At 70.2% G+C, this 14411-nt stretch carries 16 protein-coding genes; 7 read left to right on the top strand and 9 right to left on the bottom strand.

The features are described from left to right. Window positions 1–768, bottom strand: coding sequence for a hypothetical protein (locus ASF40_RS12495; protein ID WP_056369471.1), 768 nt, complete (start codon window positions 766–768; stop codon window positions 1–3). Window positions 769–1007: 239 nt separating this feature from the next. Here ASF40_RS12495 and pstS point away from each other — a divergent pair, with 239 nt between their 5' ends. From pstS to pstB, 4 genes are all read left to right on the top strand, one after another. Further along, the gene (gene pstS, locus ASF40_RS12490; protein ID WP_056369469.1) at window positions 1008–2120 is read left to right on the top strand and encodes a phosphate ABC transporter substrate-binding protein PstS; all 1113 of its coding nucleotides are present in this window, start codon (window positions 1008–1010) and stop codon (window positions 2118–2120) included. 74 nt (window positions 2121–2194) lie between these two features. Then, window positions 2195–3139 carry a phosphate ABC transporter permease subunit PstC gene (gene pstC / locus ASF40_RS12485; protein WP_056369466.1) on the top strand — a complete coding sequence of 315 codons (945 nt, stop codon included), beginning with the start codon at window positions 2195–2197 and terminating at the stop codon, window positions 3137–3139. Window position 3140: 1 nt separating this feature from the next. Continuing rightward, window positions 3141–4250, top strand: coding sequence for a phosphate ABC transporter permease PstA (pstA, locus tag ASF40_RS12480; protein WP_082497030.1), 1110 nt, complete (start codon window positions 3141–3143; stop codon window positions 4248–4250). Window positions 4251–4281: 31 nt separating this feature from the next. Next, window positions 4282–5061, top strand: coding sequence for a phosphate ABC transporter ATP-binding protein PstB (gene pstB / locus ASF40_RS12475; protein WP_045298071.1), 780 nt, complete (start codon window positions 4282–4284; stop codon window positions 5059–5061). A 54-nt stretch (window positions 5062–5115) separates the two neighbouring features. Here pstB and ASF40_RS12470 read toward each other — a convergent pair whose 3' ends face one another. Continuing rightward, window positions 5116–5664, bottom strand: a complete 549-nt coding sequence (locus tag ASF40_RS12470) for a TetR/AcrR family transcriptional regulator (RefSeq protein WP_056369464.1) — start codon at window positions 5662–5664, stop codon at window positions 5116–5118. 69 nt (window positions 5665–5733) lie between these two features. On the opposite strand from ASF40_RS12470, the gene ASF40_RS12465 reads away from it, so the two are divergent. Further along, the gene (locus tag ASF40_RS12465) at window positions 5734–6186 is read left to right on the top strand and encodes a hypothetical protein (protein ID WP_056369462.1); all 453 of its coding nucleotides are present in this window, start codon (window positions 5734–5736) and stop codon (window positions 6184–6186) included. 9 nt (window positions 6187–6195) lie between these two features. Here ASF40_RS12465 and ASF40_RS12460 read toward each other — a convergent pair whose 3' ends face one another. From ASF40_RS12460 to sigK, 7 genes are all read right to left on the bottom strand, one after another. After that, complete coding sequence (locus ASF40_RS12460) at window positions 6196–7083, bottom strand: aminodeoxychorismate lyase (RefSeq protein ID WP_056369460.1); 888 nt, start codon at window positions 7081–7083, stop codon at window positions 6196–6198. A gap of 446 nt (window positions 7084–7529) precedes the next feature. Next, entirely contained in the window at window positions 7530–8357 is an 828-nt protein-coding gene (locus tag ASF40_RS12455; RefSeq protein WP_056369458.1) for an endonuclease domain-containing protein, read from the bottom strand. 284 nt (window positions 8358–8641) lie between these two features. Beyond that, window positions 8642–9280 (bottom strand): hypothetical protein, encoded by a 639-nt coding sequence (locus ASF40_RS12450; protein WP_056369940.1) that lies wholly within the window; start codon window positions 9278–9280, stop codon window positions 8642–8644. An 83-nt stretch (window positions 9281–9363) separates the two neighbouring features. Next, window positions 9364–9771 carry a VOC family protein gene (locus tag ASF40_RS12445; RefSeq protein ID WP_056369457.1) on the bottom strand — a complete coding sequence of 136 codons (408 nt, stop codon included), beginning with the start codon at window positions 9769–9771 and terminating at the stop codon, window positions 9364–9366. 59 nt (window positions 9772–9830) lie between these two features. After that, on the bottom strand, window positions 9831–10178 hold the full coding sequence (locus tag ASF40_RS12440; RefSeq protein WP_045298308.1) for a helix-turn-helix transcriptional regulator: 348 nt from the start codon (window positions 10176–10178) through the stop codon (window positions 9831–9833). Between the two features lie 153 nt (window positions 10179–10331). Beyond that, a complete protein-coding gene (locus ASF40_RS12435; protein WP_056369455.1) occupies window positions 10332–11165 on the bottom strand; it encodes an anti-sigma factor in 834 nt (277 codons plus the stop codon). Continuing rightward, the gene (gene sigK / locus ASF40_RS12430; RefSeq protein ID WP_200919486.1) at window positions 11165–11767 is read right to left on the bottom strand and encodes an ECF RNA polymerase sigma factor SigK; all 603 of its coding nucleotides are present in this window, start codon (window positions 11765–11767) and stop codon (window positions 11165–11167) included. The genes ASF40_RS12435 and sigK overlap by 1 nt, the downstream gene beginning before the upstream one ends. 347 nt (window positions 11768–12114) lie before the next feature. Here sigK and ASF40_RS12425 point away from each other — a divergent pair, with 347 nt between their 5' ends. Together ASF40_RS12425 and ASF40_RS12420 are read left to right on the top strand one after the other, a co-directional pair. Further along, entirely contained in the window at window positions 12115–12783 is a 669-nt protein-coding gene (locus ASF40_RS12425) for a fasciclin domain-containing protein (protein WP_056369451.1), read from the top strand. A 197-nt stretch (window positions 12784–12980) separates the two neighbouring features. Continuing rightward, window positions 12981–14411, top strand: coding sequence for a serine/threonine-protein kinase (locus tag ASF40_RS12420; RefSeq protein ID WP_056369449.1), 1431 nt, complete (start codon window positions 12981–12983; stop codon window positions 14409–14411).

The following is a 14411-nucleotide window of genomic DNA, read 5'->3' as shown; positions in this document are numbered from 1 at the left end:
TCAGGACAGCAGGGTGATCAGCTCGGCCTTGGTGAGCCGCGAGTAGCCGGCGCGGCCCGCTGCACGGGCGCGCTCGCGCAGCTGCGCGACGGTGAGCGTGTCGAGCTCGGAGGAGTCGGATGCTGCGGCGGCAGCGGTCGGCGTGCTCGCGGGCTTCTGCGCACGCGGGGCGCGAGTGCGGGTCGTGGAGCGCTTCGCGGGTGCCTTCGGGGCGGCAGCGGGTGCCTCGTCTGCGGGAGCAACCGCGACCACGGCCACTGCGGTCGTGGGCTCCGGCGCCGCGGTGGCGGCAGCATCCGTCTCCGCCTCACCGGAGGTGAGCTCCGCCTCGAGGACACGGTCGGCCTCGAGCGCCTCCTGCTCAGCCTTGGCGGCCACGCGCTCGGCCTTCGCGGCCGCCTTCTTCAGCGCCTTGGCCTGTGCGGCGCGCGACTTCGCCTCTTCGGCCGCCTTCGCCGCCTCGGCGGCGGCGCGCTCGGCCTCCGCCCGCAGGCGCGCCTTCTTCTCGGCCTTCACGACCGCGGCGCGGGTGGCCTTGCGGACGCGATCCTCGGCGCGGTGCGCCTTCTTCGCCACCTTGCGCGGGTTCTTGCGGATGGCCTTCTTCGACACGTCGACCTCGTCGACGGTCTCGGCCGCGACCTCGCGCAGCTGCCTCGCGCTCTTCGCCGGGAGGGTCTTGGCGACCCGGCGGGCCTTCTTCGCGGCGGACTCCGCATCGTCGATCGCGTCGAGGGCCTGGCGCTGTGCTCTGGTGGTCTTGCTCATGCGAGGAACCTTAGCGGGCGCCGGTGAACGGCCGGAGCTTCGCGTCGCGGAATTCCGCGGGGGCGCGCCTCTGCGTGTCAATGCCGATGCATGGATGTCGGCATCCCGTTCACCTTCCGTTCACCCGCACAGCGCAGTCTCTTAAGAGTCCGAGCCTACGTTTCAGAACGAACCCCGCACCGGGTTCGAACCCGAAGGCCGTTTCGGCCTGTTTCCCTGACACGTGAAGGATTCACACAGTGAAGATCTCTCGCATCGCCCAGGTGGGCGCTGTCGCCGCAGTCGCGGCTCTCGCTCTCGCCGGCTGCGCCTCGAACGAGACCCCCGGCGGCACCACCGACGAGACCACGGCCGCGTCGGACCTCTCCGGCGAGATCTCGGGCGGCGGCGCGTCGTCGCAGGAGGTCGCGGTCCAGGCCTGGACCGCCGGCTTCCAGACGGCGAACCCCGACGTCACCATCAACTACGACCCGTCCGGCTCCGGCGCGGGCCGCGAGTCGTTCCAGGCGGGCGCCTTCCCGTTCGCAGGCTCGGACCGCGCGTTCAAGGTCGAGGAGATCGAGGCCGGCCCGTTCGACTCTTGCGTCGACGGCTCGGGCATCATCGAGCTCCCGACCTACATCTCGCCGATCGCGATCATCTTCAACGTCGAGGGCGTGGACTCGCTCAACCTCGACGCCGCGACCGCTGCGGGCCTGTTCGCCGGCACGATCACCAACTGGAACGACCCGGCGATCGCCGCGCTCAACCCTGACGCGACGCTTCCCGACCTGGCCGTGACGCCGGTGCACCGCGCCGACGACTCGGGCACCACCGAGAACTTCACCGACTACCTCTTCCAGACCGCCGGCGACGTGTGGACCTCCGAGCCCGACGGCGTGTGGCCGCTCTCCAGCGGCGAGGCCGCGCAGGGCACCTCGGGTGTCGTCTCGGCCGTCGCCGGCGGCAACGGCACCATCGGCTACGCCGACGCGTCGCGCGCCGCCGAGGAGGGCCTGTCGACCGCGGCCATCCAGGTCGGCGACGAGTTCGTCGAGTACTCGCCCGAGGCCGCCGCGGCGATCGTCGACGCGTCGCCCCTCGAGGAGGGTCGTGGCGAGGGCGACCTCGCGATCGAGCTGCAGCGCACCTCGGAGGAGGCCGGCGTCTACCCGATCGTCCTGGTCAGCTACATGATCGCGTGCCAGGAGTACGCCGACGCGGCGGTCGCCCCGATCGTCAAGGGCTACCTCGAGTACGTCGCGAGCGCGGAGGGCCAGGACGCGGCTGCTGCCGCCGCCGGCAACGCGCCGATCTCGGACGCCCTGCGCGAGCAGGTCAACGCGGCGATCGAGTTGATCGTCGTCGAGTAAGCCCCCGATACCCGGCCCGGTCGAACGATCGGGCCGGGTATCACCCTGAGAGCACCCGAATCCAGAAGGACACCATGACCACGACGACCGCCCCCGCCGCGGGCAAGGTCAAGCAGCGGCCAGGCGACCGCTGGTTCTCGGGAACCGCGCTCGGCGCCGGTGTGATGATCCTCGTCACGCTCGCCGCCGTCGCGATCTTCCTCATCATCCAGTCGATCCCCGGTCTCACCGCGACCAGCGAGACCGCCAGCATCCTGACCGGGAACTTCTGGGAGTACGTCTGGCCGCTCGCGTTCGGCACCGTGTGGGCGTCCTTCCTGGCCCTGCTGATGGCCGTCCCCCTCGCGGTGGCGGTCGCCCTCTTCATCTCGCACTACGCACCGCGCCGCCTCGCGCAGGGCCTCGGCTACATCGTCGACCTGCTCGCGGCGGTCCCCTCCGTCGTGTTCGGCCTCTGGGGCATCCTGGTGCTCGCCCCCGCCGTCCAGCCGGTCTACGCCTGGCTCAACGCGAACATGGGGTGGTTCCCCCTCTTCAGCGGCACCGTCTCGAGCACGGGCCGCACCATCTTCACTGCCGCGATCGTCCTCGCGGTCATGGTGGTGCCGATCATCACGGCCATCTGCCGCGAGATCTTCCTGCAGACGCCGGTCCTCCACGAGGAGGCCGCCCTCGCCCTCGGTGCGACGCGCTGGGAGATGGTCCGCATGGCGGTGTTCCCCTTCGGCCGCAGCGGCATCGTGTCGGCCTCCATGCTCGGCCTCGGCCGCGCACTGGGAGAGACGATGGCGGTCGCCATGGTGCTCTCGGTGGCCAACGTCATCACCTTCCAGCTCTTCACCTCGGAGAACCCGGGCACGATCCCCGCCAACATCGCGCTGACGTTCCCCGAGGCGTACGGCCTCAACATCAACGTCCTCATCGCGACGGGCCTCATCCTCTTCATCGTCACCTTCGCCGTCAACGCCATCGCCCGATGGATCGTCAGCCGGCGCAAGGAATTCTCGGGAGCGAACTGACATGACCGTGACGACCGCTCCTCCTCAGCCTCCGAAGGCTGCTGCACCGGTGCGCGAGACGCCCCGCCTGACCAGCGGCCACCTGCCCGTCTGGGCGCCGTGGGCCATCCTCGTCGGCAGCCTCGTGGCGAGTGCCATGCTGTTCGCGATCATCGCGATGGGATCCGGCGAGGGCTTCAATCTGGCCGGCTGGGCCGTCGTGGCGGGCCTGCTGTACCTGGCGCTCATCACGATCATCTCGTCGCTGGTCGAGGGCCGCCGCAAGGGCGTCGACCGCCTCGTGACCGGCGTGGTCACGATCGCGTTCCTCATCGCGATGGTCCCCCTCGTATCGGTGGCCATCACCGTCGTCGTCAACGGCGTCGCGGGCCTGTCGGCCGAGTTCTTCACGTCGTCCATGCGCAACGTGGTCGGCGAAGGCGGCGGTGCGCTGCACGCGATCGTCGGCACGGTGCTCATCACGCTCGCGGCGGCCGTGATCTCGATCCCGATCGGCATCTTCACCGCCATCTACCTCGTCGAGTACGGGCGTGGCGGGCGTCTGAGCCGCGGCATCACCTTCCTCGTCGACGTCATGACGGGTATCCCGTCGATCGTCGCCGGTCTGTTCGCCTACGCGGTCTTCGCGCTGATCTTCGGTCCCGGCGTCCGCATGGGCATCATGGGCTCCATCGCCCTGTCGGTGCTGATGATCCCGGTCGTCGTCCGCTCGACCGAGGAGATGCTGCGACTGGTCCCGAACGAGCTGCGCGAGGCGTCGTACGCGCTCGGCGTGCCGAAGTGGCGCACGATCTCGAAGGTCGTGCTGCCCACCTCGATCGCCGGCATCACGACGGGCGTCATGCTCTCGATCTCGCGCGTCATCGGCGAGACCGCGCCGCTGCTGCTGACGGCCGGCGTCGCGACCTCGATGAACTACAACCTCTTCGAGGGCCGCATGATGACGCTCCCCGTGTTCGCGTACTCGCAGTACATGAATCAGGGCATACCGGCGCAGGCCTACATCGACCGCGCGTGGGCCGCCGCGTTCATCCTCATCGTCCTCGTGATGCTCCTCAACCTCATCGCGCGCATCGTCGCGAAGGTCTTCTCGCCGAAGCTCGGCCGCTGAGCATTCTGACCCGAAAGAATTGACAGGAACCATGTCCAAGAGCATCGAAGTCAACGACCTCAACGTCTACTACAGCGACTTCCTGGCCGTCGAGGGCGTCTCGCTCGACATCGAGCCGCGCAGCGTCACCGCTTTCATCGGGCCCTCGGGCTGCGGCAAGTCGACGTTCCTGCGCACCCTGAACCGCATGCACGAAGTGATCCCCGGCGCCCGCGTCGAGGGTGAGGTGCTGCTCGACGGCGACAACCTGTACGGCGCCAACGTCGACCCGGTGCTCGTGCGCCGTCAGGTCGGCATGGTGTTCCAGCGCCCCAACCCGTTCCCCACGATGTCCATCAAGGAGAACGTGCTCGCGGGCGTGAAGCTCAACAACAAGAAGATGTCGAAGTCCGACTCCGAGGCGCTCGTCGAGAAGTCGCTCCAGGGCGCCAACCTCTGGAACGAGGTCAAGGACCGTCTCGACAAGCCGGGCTCGGGCCTGTCGGGCGGCCAGCAGCAGCGTCTGTGCATCGCGCGCGCGATCGCGGTCTCGCCGGAGGTCATCCTCATGGACGAGCCGTGCTCGGCGCTCGACCCGATCTCGACGTACGCCATCGAAGAGCTGATCGGCGAGCTGAAGAACGACTACACGGTCGTCATCGTCACGCACAACATGCAGCAGGCCTCGCGCGTGAGCGACAAGACGGCGTTCTTCAACATCGCCGGCACCGGGAAGCCGGGCAAGCTCATCGAGTACGACGAGACCAAGACGATCTTCACCACGCCTTCGGTCCAGGCGACCGAGGACTACGTCTCGGGCCGCTTCGGATAAGCCCGTCCGACGCCACGAACGAAGCCCTTCGCCGCATGGCGAGGGGCTTCGTCGTCATGCGGGCGCGGTTGCCAGGGCGAAGAGCGTCTCGACCAGCGGACGCGGATCCGCCGCAGCATCCCACCCGCTCGACACGAGCTGCTGATAGCCGATCACCGCCGAGACGACGATGACCGCGCGCCGCCGGGCTTCGCGACCAGGAATGCCGGATGCCTCGAGCAGACCGGTCAGGTACGACACGCGCCGCTCGGTGACGGCTTCGACGATGTCGCGCACGTCCGCCGCGGCGGCGTCGGCGTAGAGCGTCCGCTCGCCCGAACGCTCGCCCGTGCGGTGCGCGATGATCTCGAGCAGCGCGGAGAGGCGTGATTGCGGATCGGAGATCGTCTCGACCTCGGCGATCAGCGCCTCGGTCTCGCGGTCGCGCCACGTCTCGAGCACCGCGTCGACGAGCGCCTGCCGGTCGGCGAAGTGCCAGTAGAACGACCCTTTCGTCGTGCCGAGCTCCCGCGCCGTCGGCTCGACGGCGACCGCGCGGATCCCGTCGTCGCTGAAACGCCGGTACGCCGCGTCGACCCAGTCCGCCCGGGTGAACCTTGCCATGTCCGTACGGTACCGTATAGTTTTCTCCGCAGGGCCATACGTCGGCGTATGGTCGCGGAGGAGCTTCGCATGAGAGAACCCGCCTTCTGGTCGCTCGCCCTGGTCGACATCGCGGATCCCGACTACACCCAGGTGTGGGTCGACGTGCTGCCCGCCCACGCCTCAGCCGATCCGTCGGCGTGGGCGCGCAACCTGCTGTCGACGTCGGCCCTCCCCCGCTGGATCGCGCTCGCGCTGGCCGGTCTCGCCGCCCTGCGCCGCCGCCCCGCGCGCTGCGACCGCCTCCGCGTGAGCCGTGTCGAGGGCGACGAAGCGCTCGTCGCCGTGAACGCCCGTCGCCTCGACGTGCGCGTCGGGGTGGGTGTCGACGAGCAGAATTCGCTCGTGCGCGTGGTTGCCGCGATGCGCTTCAAAGGCGCCGGCGGACGCCTCGCGTCGCTGCCCGTGCGCGCCGCTCTCGCGCTGCTCGCGCGCGGCATGATCGCCCGCGCGCGGCGCGACATGTCGGGCGTGACGAGGTGAGCTCAGCGCTCAGTCGCGTGGACTCAGCAGATACCGGTTGAAGGATGCGGTCAGCTCGGCGTCCAGCGGGACCTCGATGCCGTCGATCGCCGTGATCGGCGCTGCGAGCCGCACGCTGGACACCAGCCACGCAGCATCCGCTTCGCCGAGCGCGCTGGTCGGAAGCACCTCGTAGCCCGTCTCATGCCCCTGCGCTTCGAGGTGAGCGAACAGGCTCAGCTGCGTCGTCCCATGCAGGATGCCGCCGTTGGGCGCCGGGGTGACGAAGCGCCCGTCGATGCGGAGGATGAGCGACGCCGTGGGCGCCTCGAGCACGAAGCCGTCGGACGTGACGAACACGGCATCGTCGGCGCCGCGCCGCTTCGCCTCGCGGATGGCGGCCATGTTCACGGCGTACGACAGGGTCTTGGCGCCCAGGAGGAGCCACGGCGCCCGGGCGGGGGTGTCGATGCCGTAGCCGCGGTCCATCGTGACGACCCGGATGCCCCTCTCGCGGGCGATCGAGTTGTCGGCGGCGGCCGTCGCGGTCACCCAGGCTGTGGGCGCCGGACCGTGCTCGACGCCGCGGCTCAGGATGAGCTTGATGACGCCCTCCCCCTCCTTCGGCGAGTGCTGTGCGGCGACGGCGACGGCCTGGCGCCACTGCTCGAGGTTCGGGGCGGGGAGATCGCAGATCTGCGCGGAGTGCGCGAGTCGTTCGAGGTGCGCCTGGGTCTCCTGCGCGTGACCGTCGACGACGCCGATCGACTCGAAGATGCCGTCGCCGCGCTGCGTGCTCAGCTCGCCGACGCTGAGCGCCGGGGCGGACGGGTCGATCACGCGGAACGAGTCGGCGAAATCGGGACGAGGATCATCGGATGCCGCGGGCTCGATCACCAGCGCGAAACGCAGGGCCATGCCCCGAGCTTAGGCGTTCGGGAATGCCGCGACCGCGGACTCGGTTACACTGGATCGGCCGGGCCGCAGTAACCCCGGGCTCCAAAATTTGCCGCTTCGAGCGGCGCCGCGCCGAGAGGCGTTCTGCGGCCCGGCACTTCCATGCCCGGGCAGTCCGCACCCGCTGATCGAGGACGAGCTTCTCTCCCGCGAAGCGCATCGGCACCCTGGCGCTCCACAGCCGGCACGTTGCGGCCCGGGCGGGCCCGCGCCGGTTCGGCGCCCCCACCGGGGACGCCCAGATGGCATCGGACTCCCGTCAGTACCCGCGGATCCGTGGGTGCGGACGCTCGCGGTAACACGCCGGTTGATCGGCGCATCCGCCGGCGTGTCCCCCACGCGGTCCGCGGCTGCGGATCCGATTCTGTGCGCACCGCACGACGAGCCCCATCCCCGGCCTCGGCGACCTATCGAAGGTGCAAGCCTCGGTCGATATGCGCGAGGATGGCCAACTCCACCGTCGGCCAGTCATGCACGACCATCGTGTAGTCGAACCTGAGCGACGAGTATCCCCATGCGGCGGCGTTCGCGTCGCGGAGCAGGTCTCGATGCCGATGGGATTCTCCCTCGTGATTCGGCGCCCCGTCCACCTCGACGATGAGGCGTTCCCCGATGACGAAGTCGACCCGCCCGACCGAGACGATGGAGACCTGCGTGGTCACGGTGAGGCCGTGCGGTCGAAGCCGCCACCGCAACAGGGACTCCAACCCGCTGTCGGCGTCACTGCGCGAGTAGTCGATCGCATCGCGGCCCGCAGGTCCGACACGCTTGCGCAGCCACCGGAGCCCCGCAGCCGTCAGCTGACCGAGCCGGCGAGCCGACTCGAGGGTCACGAAGAACTCTTCGATCCCGCGGCACAGCAAGATCTGCCTCAACACGCGAGCCACCGTCGGCAGCCCGAAGGTCTCGGAGGTCGTGCCGTCATCCCAATGTGGCGCGCAGGTGCAGTCCGCGTGCGCATACGAGCGCCCGTGGGCACGGAGCCATACGTGGGTCCGCTGGTCCGTGTCCAGGACCCACAGCCCGAGGTGCCGCGCCGCCGTCACGCATGCGAGCGAGCCACCGTGAGTGGCGGCTTCAGCCACTGCGTTGCACGCGCCCGCGCGCGCATAGACACCCCGACGGAGCACGCGCCATGAACCGCCGGCTACTTCGGCGCGGATGCGGCGGGGCGTGTAACCCTTCGCGCTCAACTCACGAAATGACATCACGGCAGGCGCGTCGACAGTGCACATCCCCTGATGCTCAGCCCATCGGCATTCGGCTGCGCGCTGCTCACCTTCAATCTGTGGATGTGCCGATCGTCATCCGGTCTGGGGAGGAAGCCCGGCGCGCGGAACGACACGGCGCCAGCCCGAACCCCGGCCCAGAATCGGATCCGCACATGCGGACATGACCCGAAACACGCCGCTTCGCGGTGACTCTCGGCCGGCGTTTCATCCAGCGCGTCCGTACCTGCGGATCCGACGATGCGCGCAGGGGCCCATGCGCAGCCAGGCGGTGGGCGGGCCGAGCCGGGTCAGGTCAGGGCGTCACGGCGCGAGAGGGCCGCGCAGGCCGTGAGGTCGGCGGCGTAGTCCGACAGACGCAGGGCGCGGGTGGTGAACGCCGACGCGCGTCCGGGCTCGGTCGCTTCGTAATCATCGGCGACGTGGGTCGCGCCGGCGGCCTGCACCCGGCAGAACGCGGCCGCCCTGTCGAGCGCCACGGCGAAGTCCCCCTCGAAGAGCCCTCGCAGGATGGTGTCGACGAGGGAGACGAGTTCCTCCGGCCCTGCCGGGGACGGAGCGCCGGCCACCACGTCGTCGGCAGAGCGGAGCTCGGCACGGCCGCGCTCGTAGAGGAGCGCGGCCGTGCGCGGGTCGTCGTGGATCATGAGCTGCACGAGGTACAGCCGCCACAGGGCGCCGGGAAGCGTCTTCGCGGGCGACCGAGACCACAGCTCGGCGAGGTCGTCGATGCCGTGCTCGTCGGTGAAGGCGACGAGCCGGTCGACGACGGTGCCGTCGGGGTCGGCCCTCACGCGTGCGAGCAGGGCATGGGCGGTCGTGTGCGCGACGCGGGAGACCTCGGCCGGGTCCTCGGCGGGAAACACCCGGTCGAAGAGTTCGGCCGGTCGGCGGACGGGCTTGTGGAACTCCCTGGACGAGTCGCTCATTCCGTCCAGGCTACTCGCCGCCGCGAGCACGGGCTCGCGCTGCATCGCGGCGACCCAGGGCAGGCACACGTCGCGCGCCCGTCTCAGACCTGGTTGAGGCGGATGTGGTTGCCCGCCGGGTCGCGGAAGGCGGCGTCGCGCGGACCCCAGCCCTGCTCCTTGGGCTCCTGGAGCACCTCGGCGCCGAAGGCGCGCAGCTTCTCGAAGGTGGCGTCGAGGTCGGACGTGGTGAACACGTAGGGTCCGGGGCCGGAGCCCTTCACGACGAGGCGCTGCAGCGCGTCGCCGTCTTCGGGCGAGCGGCCCGCGGTCGGGTCGGAGACCACGAGCGACAGGCCGGGCTGGCCGGGGAACCCGAAGCTCACCCAGCGGTGGCCGTCGTAGGCGACGTCGTTCACGACCTCGAGGCCGAGTCCGTCGCGGTAGAAGGGGATGGCGGCGTCGACGTCGTCGACGGTGATGGGGCTGTACGCCAGGGCGATGTTCGTCATGGCTGCCACGCTACGGCGGCGGCGCCCCGCGCGCTTCTCCGATCCTGCTCGGTTCCGATTCAGGCGTAGCGGGTCGGGCGCGTGAGGATCTTCGCGACGCAGAGCGGCATCGCCTCGGCGGCGTCGTGCGGGCGTGACCGGTACGAGCTCGGCGTCTCGCCCACGATCTCGGTGAACGTCGAACTGAACGAGCCGAGCGATGTCGCGCCGACGGCGGTGCAGGCATCCGTCACCGACATGCCTTCGCGGAGCAGGGCCATGGCGCGCTCGATGCGCCGGGTCATCAGGTACGCATAAGGCGTCTCGCCGTACGCGGCCTTGAACTCGCGCGAGAAGTGCGCGGGCGACATGAGCGCCTTCGTCGCCATCGTCGGCACATCGAGCGGCTGCGCGTAGTCGCGATCCATGAGGTCGCGCGCGCGGCGCAGGTGCGCAAGGGTCTGGGTCGACTGTGCCGTCTGTGTTCTCTGGGGGACGGATGCCACGGCCTCACGCTACCCGGATCGAGGGCGTCCCGGTGCGCTTCGACGTGCTCGGCGACCGGGCGTACGTGACCGGCGTCAGGCCGTCGGGATCGTCACGATCGGATCGGACGACGGCTCCCCCGTCGGCGAGCCGCCCTGGGGCTCGATCGTCACCGCGATGACGTCGCCGGGTTCCATCGCCCCCTCGAGCAGCGCGGTCGTCGTCCCGTCGGTCGGCTCGAACACCCCCGCGGGCACCGCGCCGCCGTCGCGCACGAACCAGAGCTCGAAGCTCTCGTCGTCCGCGATCTGCGGCAGTCCCTGCGACACCAGGACGACTTTGCCCACCGACTCCGACCAGTGCGCCGTGGACGTCCCGCCGTCCGCGACCTCGACCGTCGCCGACCGGGCGTCAGGGGCGTCCTCGATCTGCTGCAGCGCCACGACCTCCGGCGGCCGGTTCATGTACTCGTTGATCTGCACGGCCCCGAGGCCGAGCGCGACGAGCAGCACCATGGAGGCGGCGAGCGCCAGGATGCCCCGCGTCCAGCGACGTCGCGAGACCGCCTGGATCACCGCCGTCGGCGGGGGCGGCTCGACCGGCGGTTCGTCTCGGTGCCGTTCCGGTGCGGGTGGCGGGGCGGGCGTCCACCGATCCACGGGCTCGGCAGTCGCGGCCACCGCCGCGTCCATCGCGGGCAGCTGCGGAGTCGTCGCGATCCGCGAGAGCAGCGTAGAGCGCAGCGTCAGCGGAGGCACGGCGTCCGAGACGGTATCGGCGAGCGCCACGGCGGTGGCGGCATCCGTCTCGATCCAGTGCTCCCATTCGGGGTGCTCGCGGCGCGCCGCCTCGAAGGCCGCGCGGTCGGCGGGCGACAGCGCGTTCAGCGCAGCGCCTGCGGCGAGCTCGGCGAACTCCTGCTCGTCCATCACGCCGTCACCCCCATCTCGGCCCGGAGGCGCGACAGGCCGTCCCGCATCCTCGTCTTGATCGTCCCCAGTGGCGCCCCCACCAGGGCCGCGATCTCGCTCTGACTGTAACCCCCGTAATACGCGAGGGTCAGCGCCTCCCGCTGGGCATCGGGAAGCCCCGACAGCGCCACCGCCACCTTCTGCCCCTCGATGCGGAGCTCGACCTGCTCCGCGACCCCGTCGTGGGCGACGTCGAGGTCTCGGAATCCCGCGCGCACGTCGCGATCCGTGCTCGCCTGCGACGACCTCACTCGGTCGACGGCTCGGCGATGCGCGATCGTCAGCACCCACGATCTTCCCTGACCTCTGTTCGGAGCGAATCGCGCAGCGGATTGCCACACCTCGAGGAAGACCTCCTGCAGCACCTCCTCGCTCTGTGCACGGTCGACCAGCACGCGAAGGATCAGACCGAACACCCGGGGAGACAGCAGATCGTAGAGGCGGGCGAACGCCGCCTGGTCGCCGCCCGCGGCGCGTACGAGGAGCTGTGCGACGCGATCGACGGGCTCCGTGCCGTCCTCCGGCACGTCGATCCCGTCGATCACCATGTGTTCCAGCATGCCTTACGCGCTTCCCTCCGACCCGCCGTGGCCTCGCCCGGAGGTGAACGAGTACACTTCCACGCCCGGCGGCACCCCGACGTCGAGAGCGCGGCGGCGACCGCCCCGCTCTCCGCCCTGGTATCGGGCGATACGTCATGCGTCATGGGTTGTTCGCGCCGGCCCCGCGTTCGGATTGCGGGGACCCGAGACGGATGCTGCGACCCCGGGCGGCAGCATCCGTTTCACCCGATCTGCAATCCGATGCGACGACCCCTCCGAACAGTCCGTGTAGCCGCTTTCGCGGCACACTCCCCGCACCGGGGACACGCAGACCGCGGTCCGAGGACCGCACAGAGGAGGAAGAGATGTCTCGCATCACCCGGAAGCGCGTGTCGGCAGGACTGATGCTCGCCGTCGCCGCGACCTTCGCGCTGTCCGCCTGTTCGATGGGCGGATCGACCGCAGAATCCACGACCGAACCTTCGACGTCGACACCCTCGATGGAGGCCAGCGAGGAGCCGATGACGGCCGATCCCGCCGCCGGCCTCGTCGGCCCCGGCTGCGCGGCGTACGCCGAAGCCGTGCCGGACGGAGACGGATCGATCGAAGGCATGTCGGCGGATCCGGTCGCGGTCGCGGCATCCAACAATCCGATGCTGACGACGCTGACCGCCGCCGTGAGCGGGCAGCTCAATCCCGACGTGAACCTCGTCGACACGCTGAACGGTGACGAGTTCACGGTGTTCGCGCCGGTGGACGACGCCTTCGCGATGATCGACCCCGCCACCATCGAGTCGCTGAAGACCGACAGCGCGACGCTGACGTCGATCCTCACCTACCACGTGGTTCCGGGCCGGATCGAGCCGGCCGACATCGCGGGCACCCACACCACGGTGCAGGGGGCCGACCTCGAGGTCACGGGCGAGGGCGACATGTGGAAGGTCAATGACGCCAACGTGATCTGCGGCGGCGTGCAGACCGCCAACGCCACCGTGTACCTCATCGACGCGGTCCTGATGCCTCCGGCTCAGTGACCGAACGCCGGCGTCACGCCGGCCATGTGGGGGCGGCGCGGCCGCCGGCGCTGCGAGGTGCGCCGGCGGCCGCGCTGCACGCGCTTGCACGTCGGGGGAGGCTCGTCAACCCCTCAGTCGGCGAGGAGGGCAGTCCGTACCGTGGAACAAGGCCCGATGCGGCGCCGGAGGGGTGCGCGCAACGGGTGGGAGGACATGTGACTGACCTGCTCGCGTCCGGAGAGATCGCCACCGGCGAGCTCTTGGACGGGCGCTACCTGCTGCGGGAACGCATCGGAGAAGGCGGCATGGCGCGCGTGTATCGCGCCGACGACACCCATCTGCAGCGTGCCGTCGCCGTGAAGGTGTTCCGTGAGCCGACCGACGCCATCGGCTCCGTCGAGCGCGCCCTGTCCGAGACGACGCTCCTCGCCTCCCTCAGCCATCATTCGCTCGTCACCGTGTTCGATGCCCGGGTCGGCACGGATGAGAGCAGCTATCTGGTCATGGAACTCGTCGACGGCATCACGCTGCGCGACCTGATCGCACGAGGACCCGTCGATCCCCGCGTGGTCGCCTCGATCGCGATCGACATCGCGGAAGGGCTCCACGTGGCACACGACCACGGGGTCGTGCACCGCGACATCAAGCCTTCCAACGTGCTCCTGTGGTCCTCGCCGCGGCCCGGGTGGGAGTGGCGCGCGAAGCTCGCCGATTTCGGCATCGCCTACCTGATGGACTCGGCCCGGGTGACCACCCCCGGCGTCATCGTGGGCACGATGGCGTACGTCGCGCCGGAGCAGGCTCGAGGTGTCGCGCCGGCGCCACCCGCCGACATCTATGCCTTCGGTCTGCTGCTCATCGAGGCGCTGACGGGCGAACGCCCGTTCGGGGAGGCCGAGGGCATCGGCACGGTCATGGCGCGACTGTCAGCGGCGCCGAGGATCCCGGAGTCCCTCCATCCGGCATGGCAGGGTCTGCTGCGCGGGATGACCGCGATCCGCCCCGACGACCGGCCGACGGCGCTCGAGATCGTCGCCACGGCGTCGCGCCTGGCAGCGATGGAGAACACCATCGCCCGCGAGAACGCCGACCCGTCGACCGCGCCGATCGCCACGATCGCCACGGGCCCCACGCAGGTCTTTCCCCCGCCGGCACCCGCATCGCCTCCCGTCGCGCCCGGAGCGCTGCGCCGCGATGCCCGTATGTCGGTGGCCGGGCTGGGCATTGCCGAGGGGACGGATGCTGCCGCACCGGCACCGGTCCTCCCCACTGTCCCGGACGACGAGCGTCGTCCCTCGCGTCGGACGCTGCTGATCGGCGCAGTGCTCGCGGCGCTCCTTGCGATCGGGATCGCTCTCGGCACGCTCTGGCTGGCGAACAGCTGGGCTGCGGAACCCGAGCCCGCGCCGACTTCCCCCGTCGAGCAGGTTTCCCCGGCACCGACGGAGGACGCTCCGGTCGAGGAAGCACCGGCGAACGCGCCCGCCGAGGAGGTCACTCCCGACGAGGCGCCGCCGGCGGACACCGGTGGAGGCGGGAGCGACAACAGCGGACCCGGCAACAACAACGGCAACGGCAATGGGAACGGGAACGGCAGCGGCCCCGGCAGCAACAGCGGGAACGGAAACGGCAACGGGAACCGCTGA

Origin of the sequence: Microbacterium sp. Leaf288 (assembly GCF_001422925.1) — a bacterium.
Taxonomy (GTDB): domain Bacteria; phylum Actinomycetota; class Actinomycetes; order Actinomycetales; family Microbacteriaceae; genus Microbacterium.
The sequence above is the reverse complement of the archived record's forward strand: the minus strand, read 5'-3'. Positions and strand labels throughout refer to the sequence as shown.

What these genes read in the sequence shown, in the direction of transcription:
- ASF40_RS12495 (WP_056369471.1), bottom strand. Translation starts at nt 768, where the DNA reads ATGAGCAAGACCACCAGAGCACAGCGCCAGGCCCTCGACGCGATCGAC.
- pstC (WP_056369466.1), top strand. Translation starts at nt 2,195, where the DNA reads ATGACCACGACGACCGCCCCCGCCGCGGGCAAGGTCAAGCAGCGGCCA.
- pstA (WP_082497030.1), top strand. Translation starts at nt 3,141, where the DNA reads ATGACCGTGACGACCGCTCCTCCTCAGCCTCCGAAGGCTGCTGCACCG.
- pstB (WP_045298071.1), top strand. Translation starts at nt 4,282, where the DNA reads ATGTCCAAGAGCATCGAAGTCAACGACCTCAACGTCTACTACAGCGAC.
- ASF40_RS12470 (WP_056369464.1), bottom strand. Translation starts at nt 5,664, where the DNA reads ATGGCAAGGTTCACCCGGGCGGACTGGGTCGACGCGGCGTACCGGCGT.
- ASF40_RS12465 (WP_056369462.1), top strand. Translation starts at nt 5,734, where the DNA reads ATGAGAGAACCCGCCTTCTGGTCGCTCGCCCTGGTCGACATCGCGGAT.
- ASF40_RS12460 (WP_056369460.1), bottom strand. Translation starts at nt 7,083, where the DNA reads ATGGCCCTGCGTTTCGCGCTGGTGATCGAGCCCGCGGCATCCGATGAT.
- ASF40_RS12455 (WP_056369458.1), bottom strand. Translation starts at nt 8,357, where the DNA reads ATGTGCACTGTCGACGCGCCTGCCGTGATGTCATTTCGTGAGTTGAGC.
- ASF40_RS12450 (WP_056369940.1), bottom strand. Translation starts at nt 9,280, where the DNA reads ATGAGCGACTCGTCCAGGGAGTTCCACAAGCCCGTCCGCCGACCGGCC.
- ASF40_RS12445 (WP_056369457.1), bottom strand. Translation starts at nt 9,771, where the DNA reads ATGACGAACATCGCCCTGGCGTACAGCCCCATCACCGTCGACGACGTC.
- ASF40_RS12440 (WP_045298308.1), bottom strand. Translation starts at nt 10,178, where the DNA reads ATGGATCGCGACTACGCGCAGCCGCTCGATGTGCCGACGATGGCGACG.
- ASF40_RS12435 (WP_056369455.1), bottom strand. Translation starts at nt 11,165, where the DNA reads ATGGACGAGCAGGAGTTCGCCGAGCTCGCCGCAGGCGCTGCGCTGAAC.
- sigK (WP_200919486.1), bottom strand. Translation starts at nt 11,767, where the DNA reads ATGCTGGAACACATGGTGATCGACGGGATCGACGTGCCGGAGGACGGC.
- ASF40_RS12425 (WP_056369451.1), top strand. Translation starts at nt 12,115, where the DNA reads ATGTCTCGCATCACCCGGAAGCGCGTGTCGGCAGGACTGATGCTCGCC.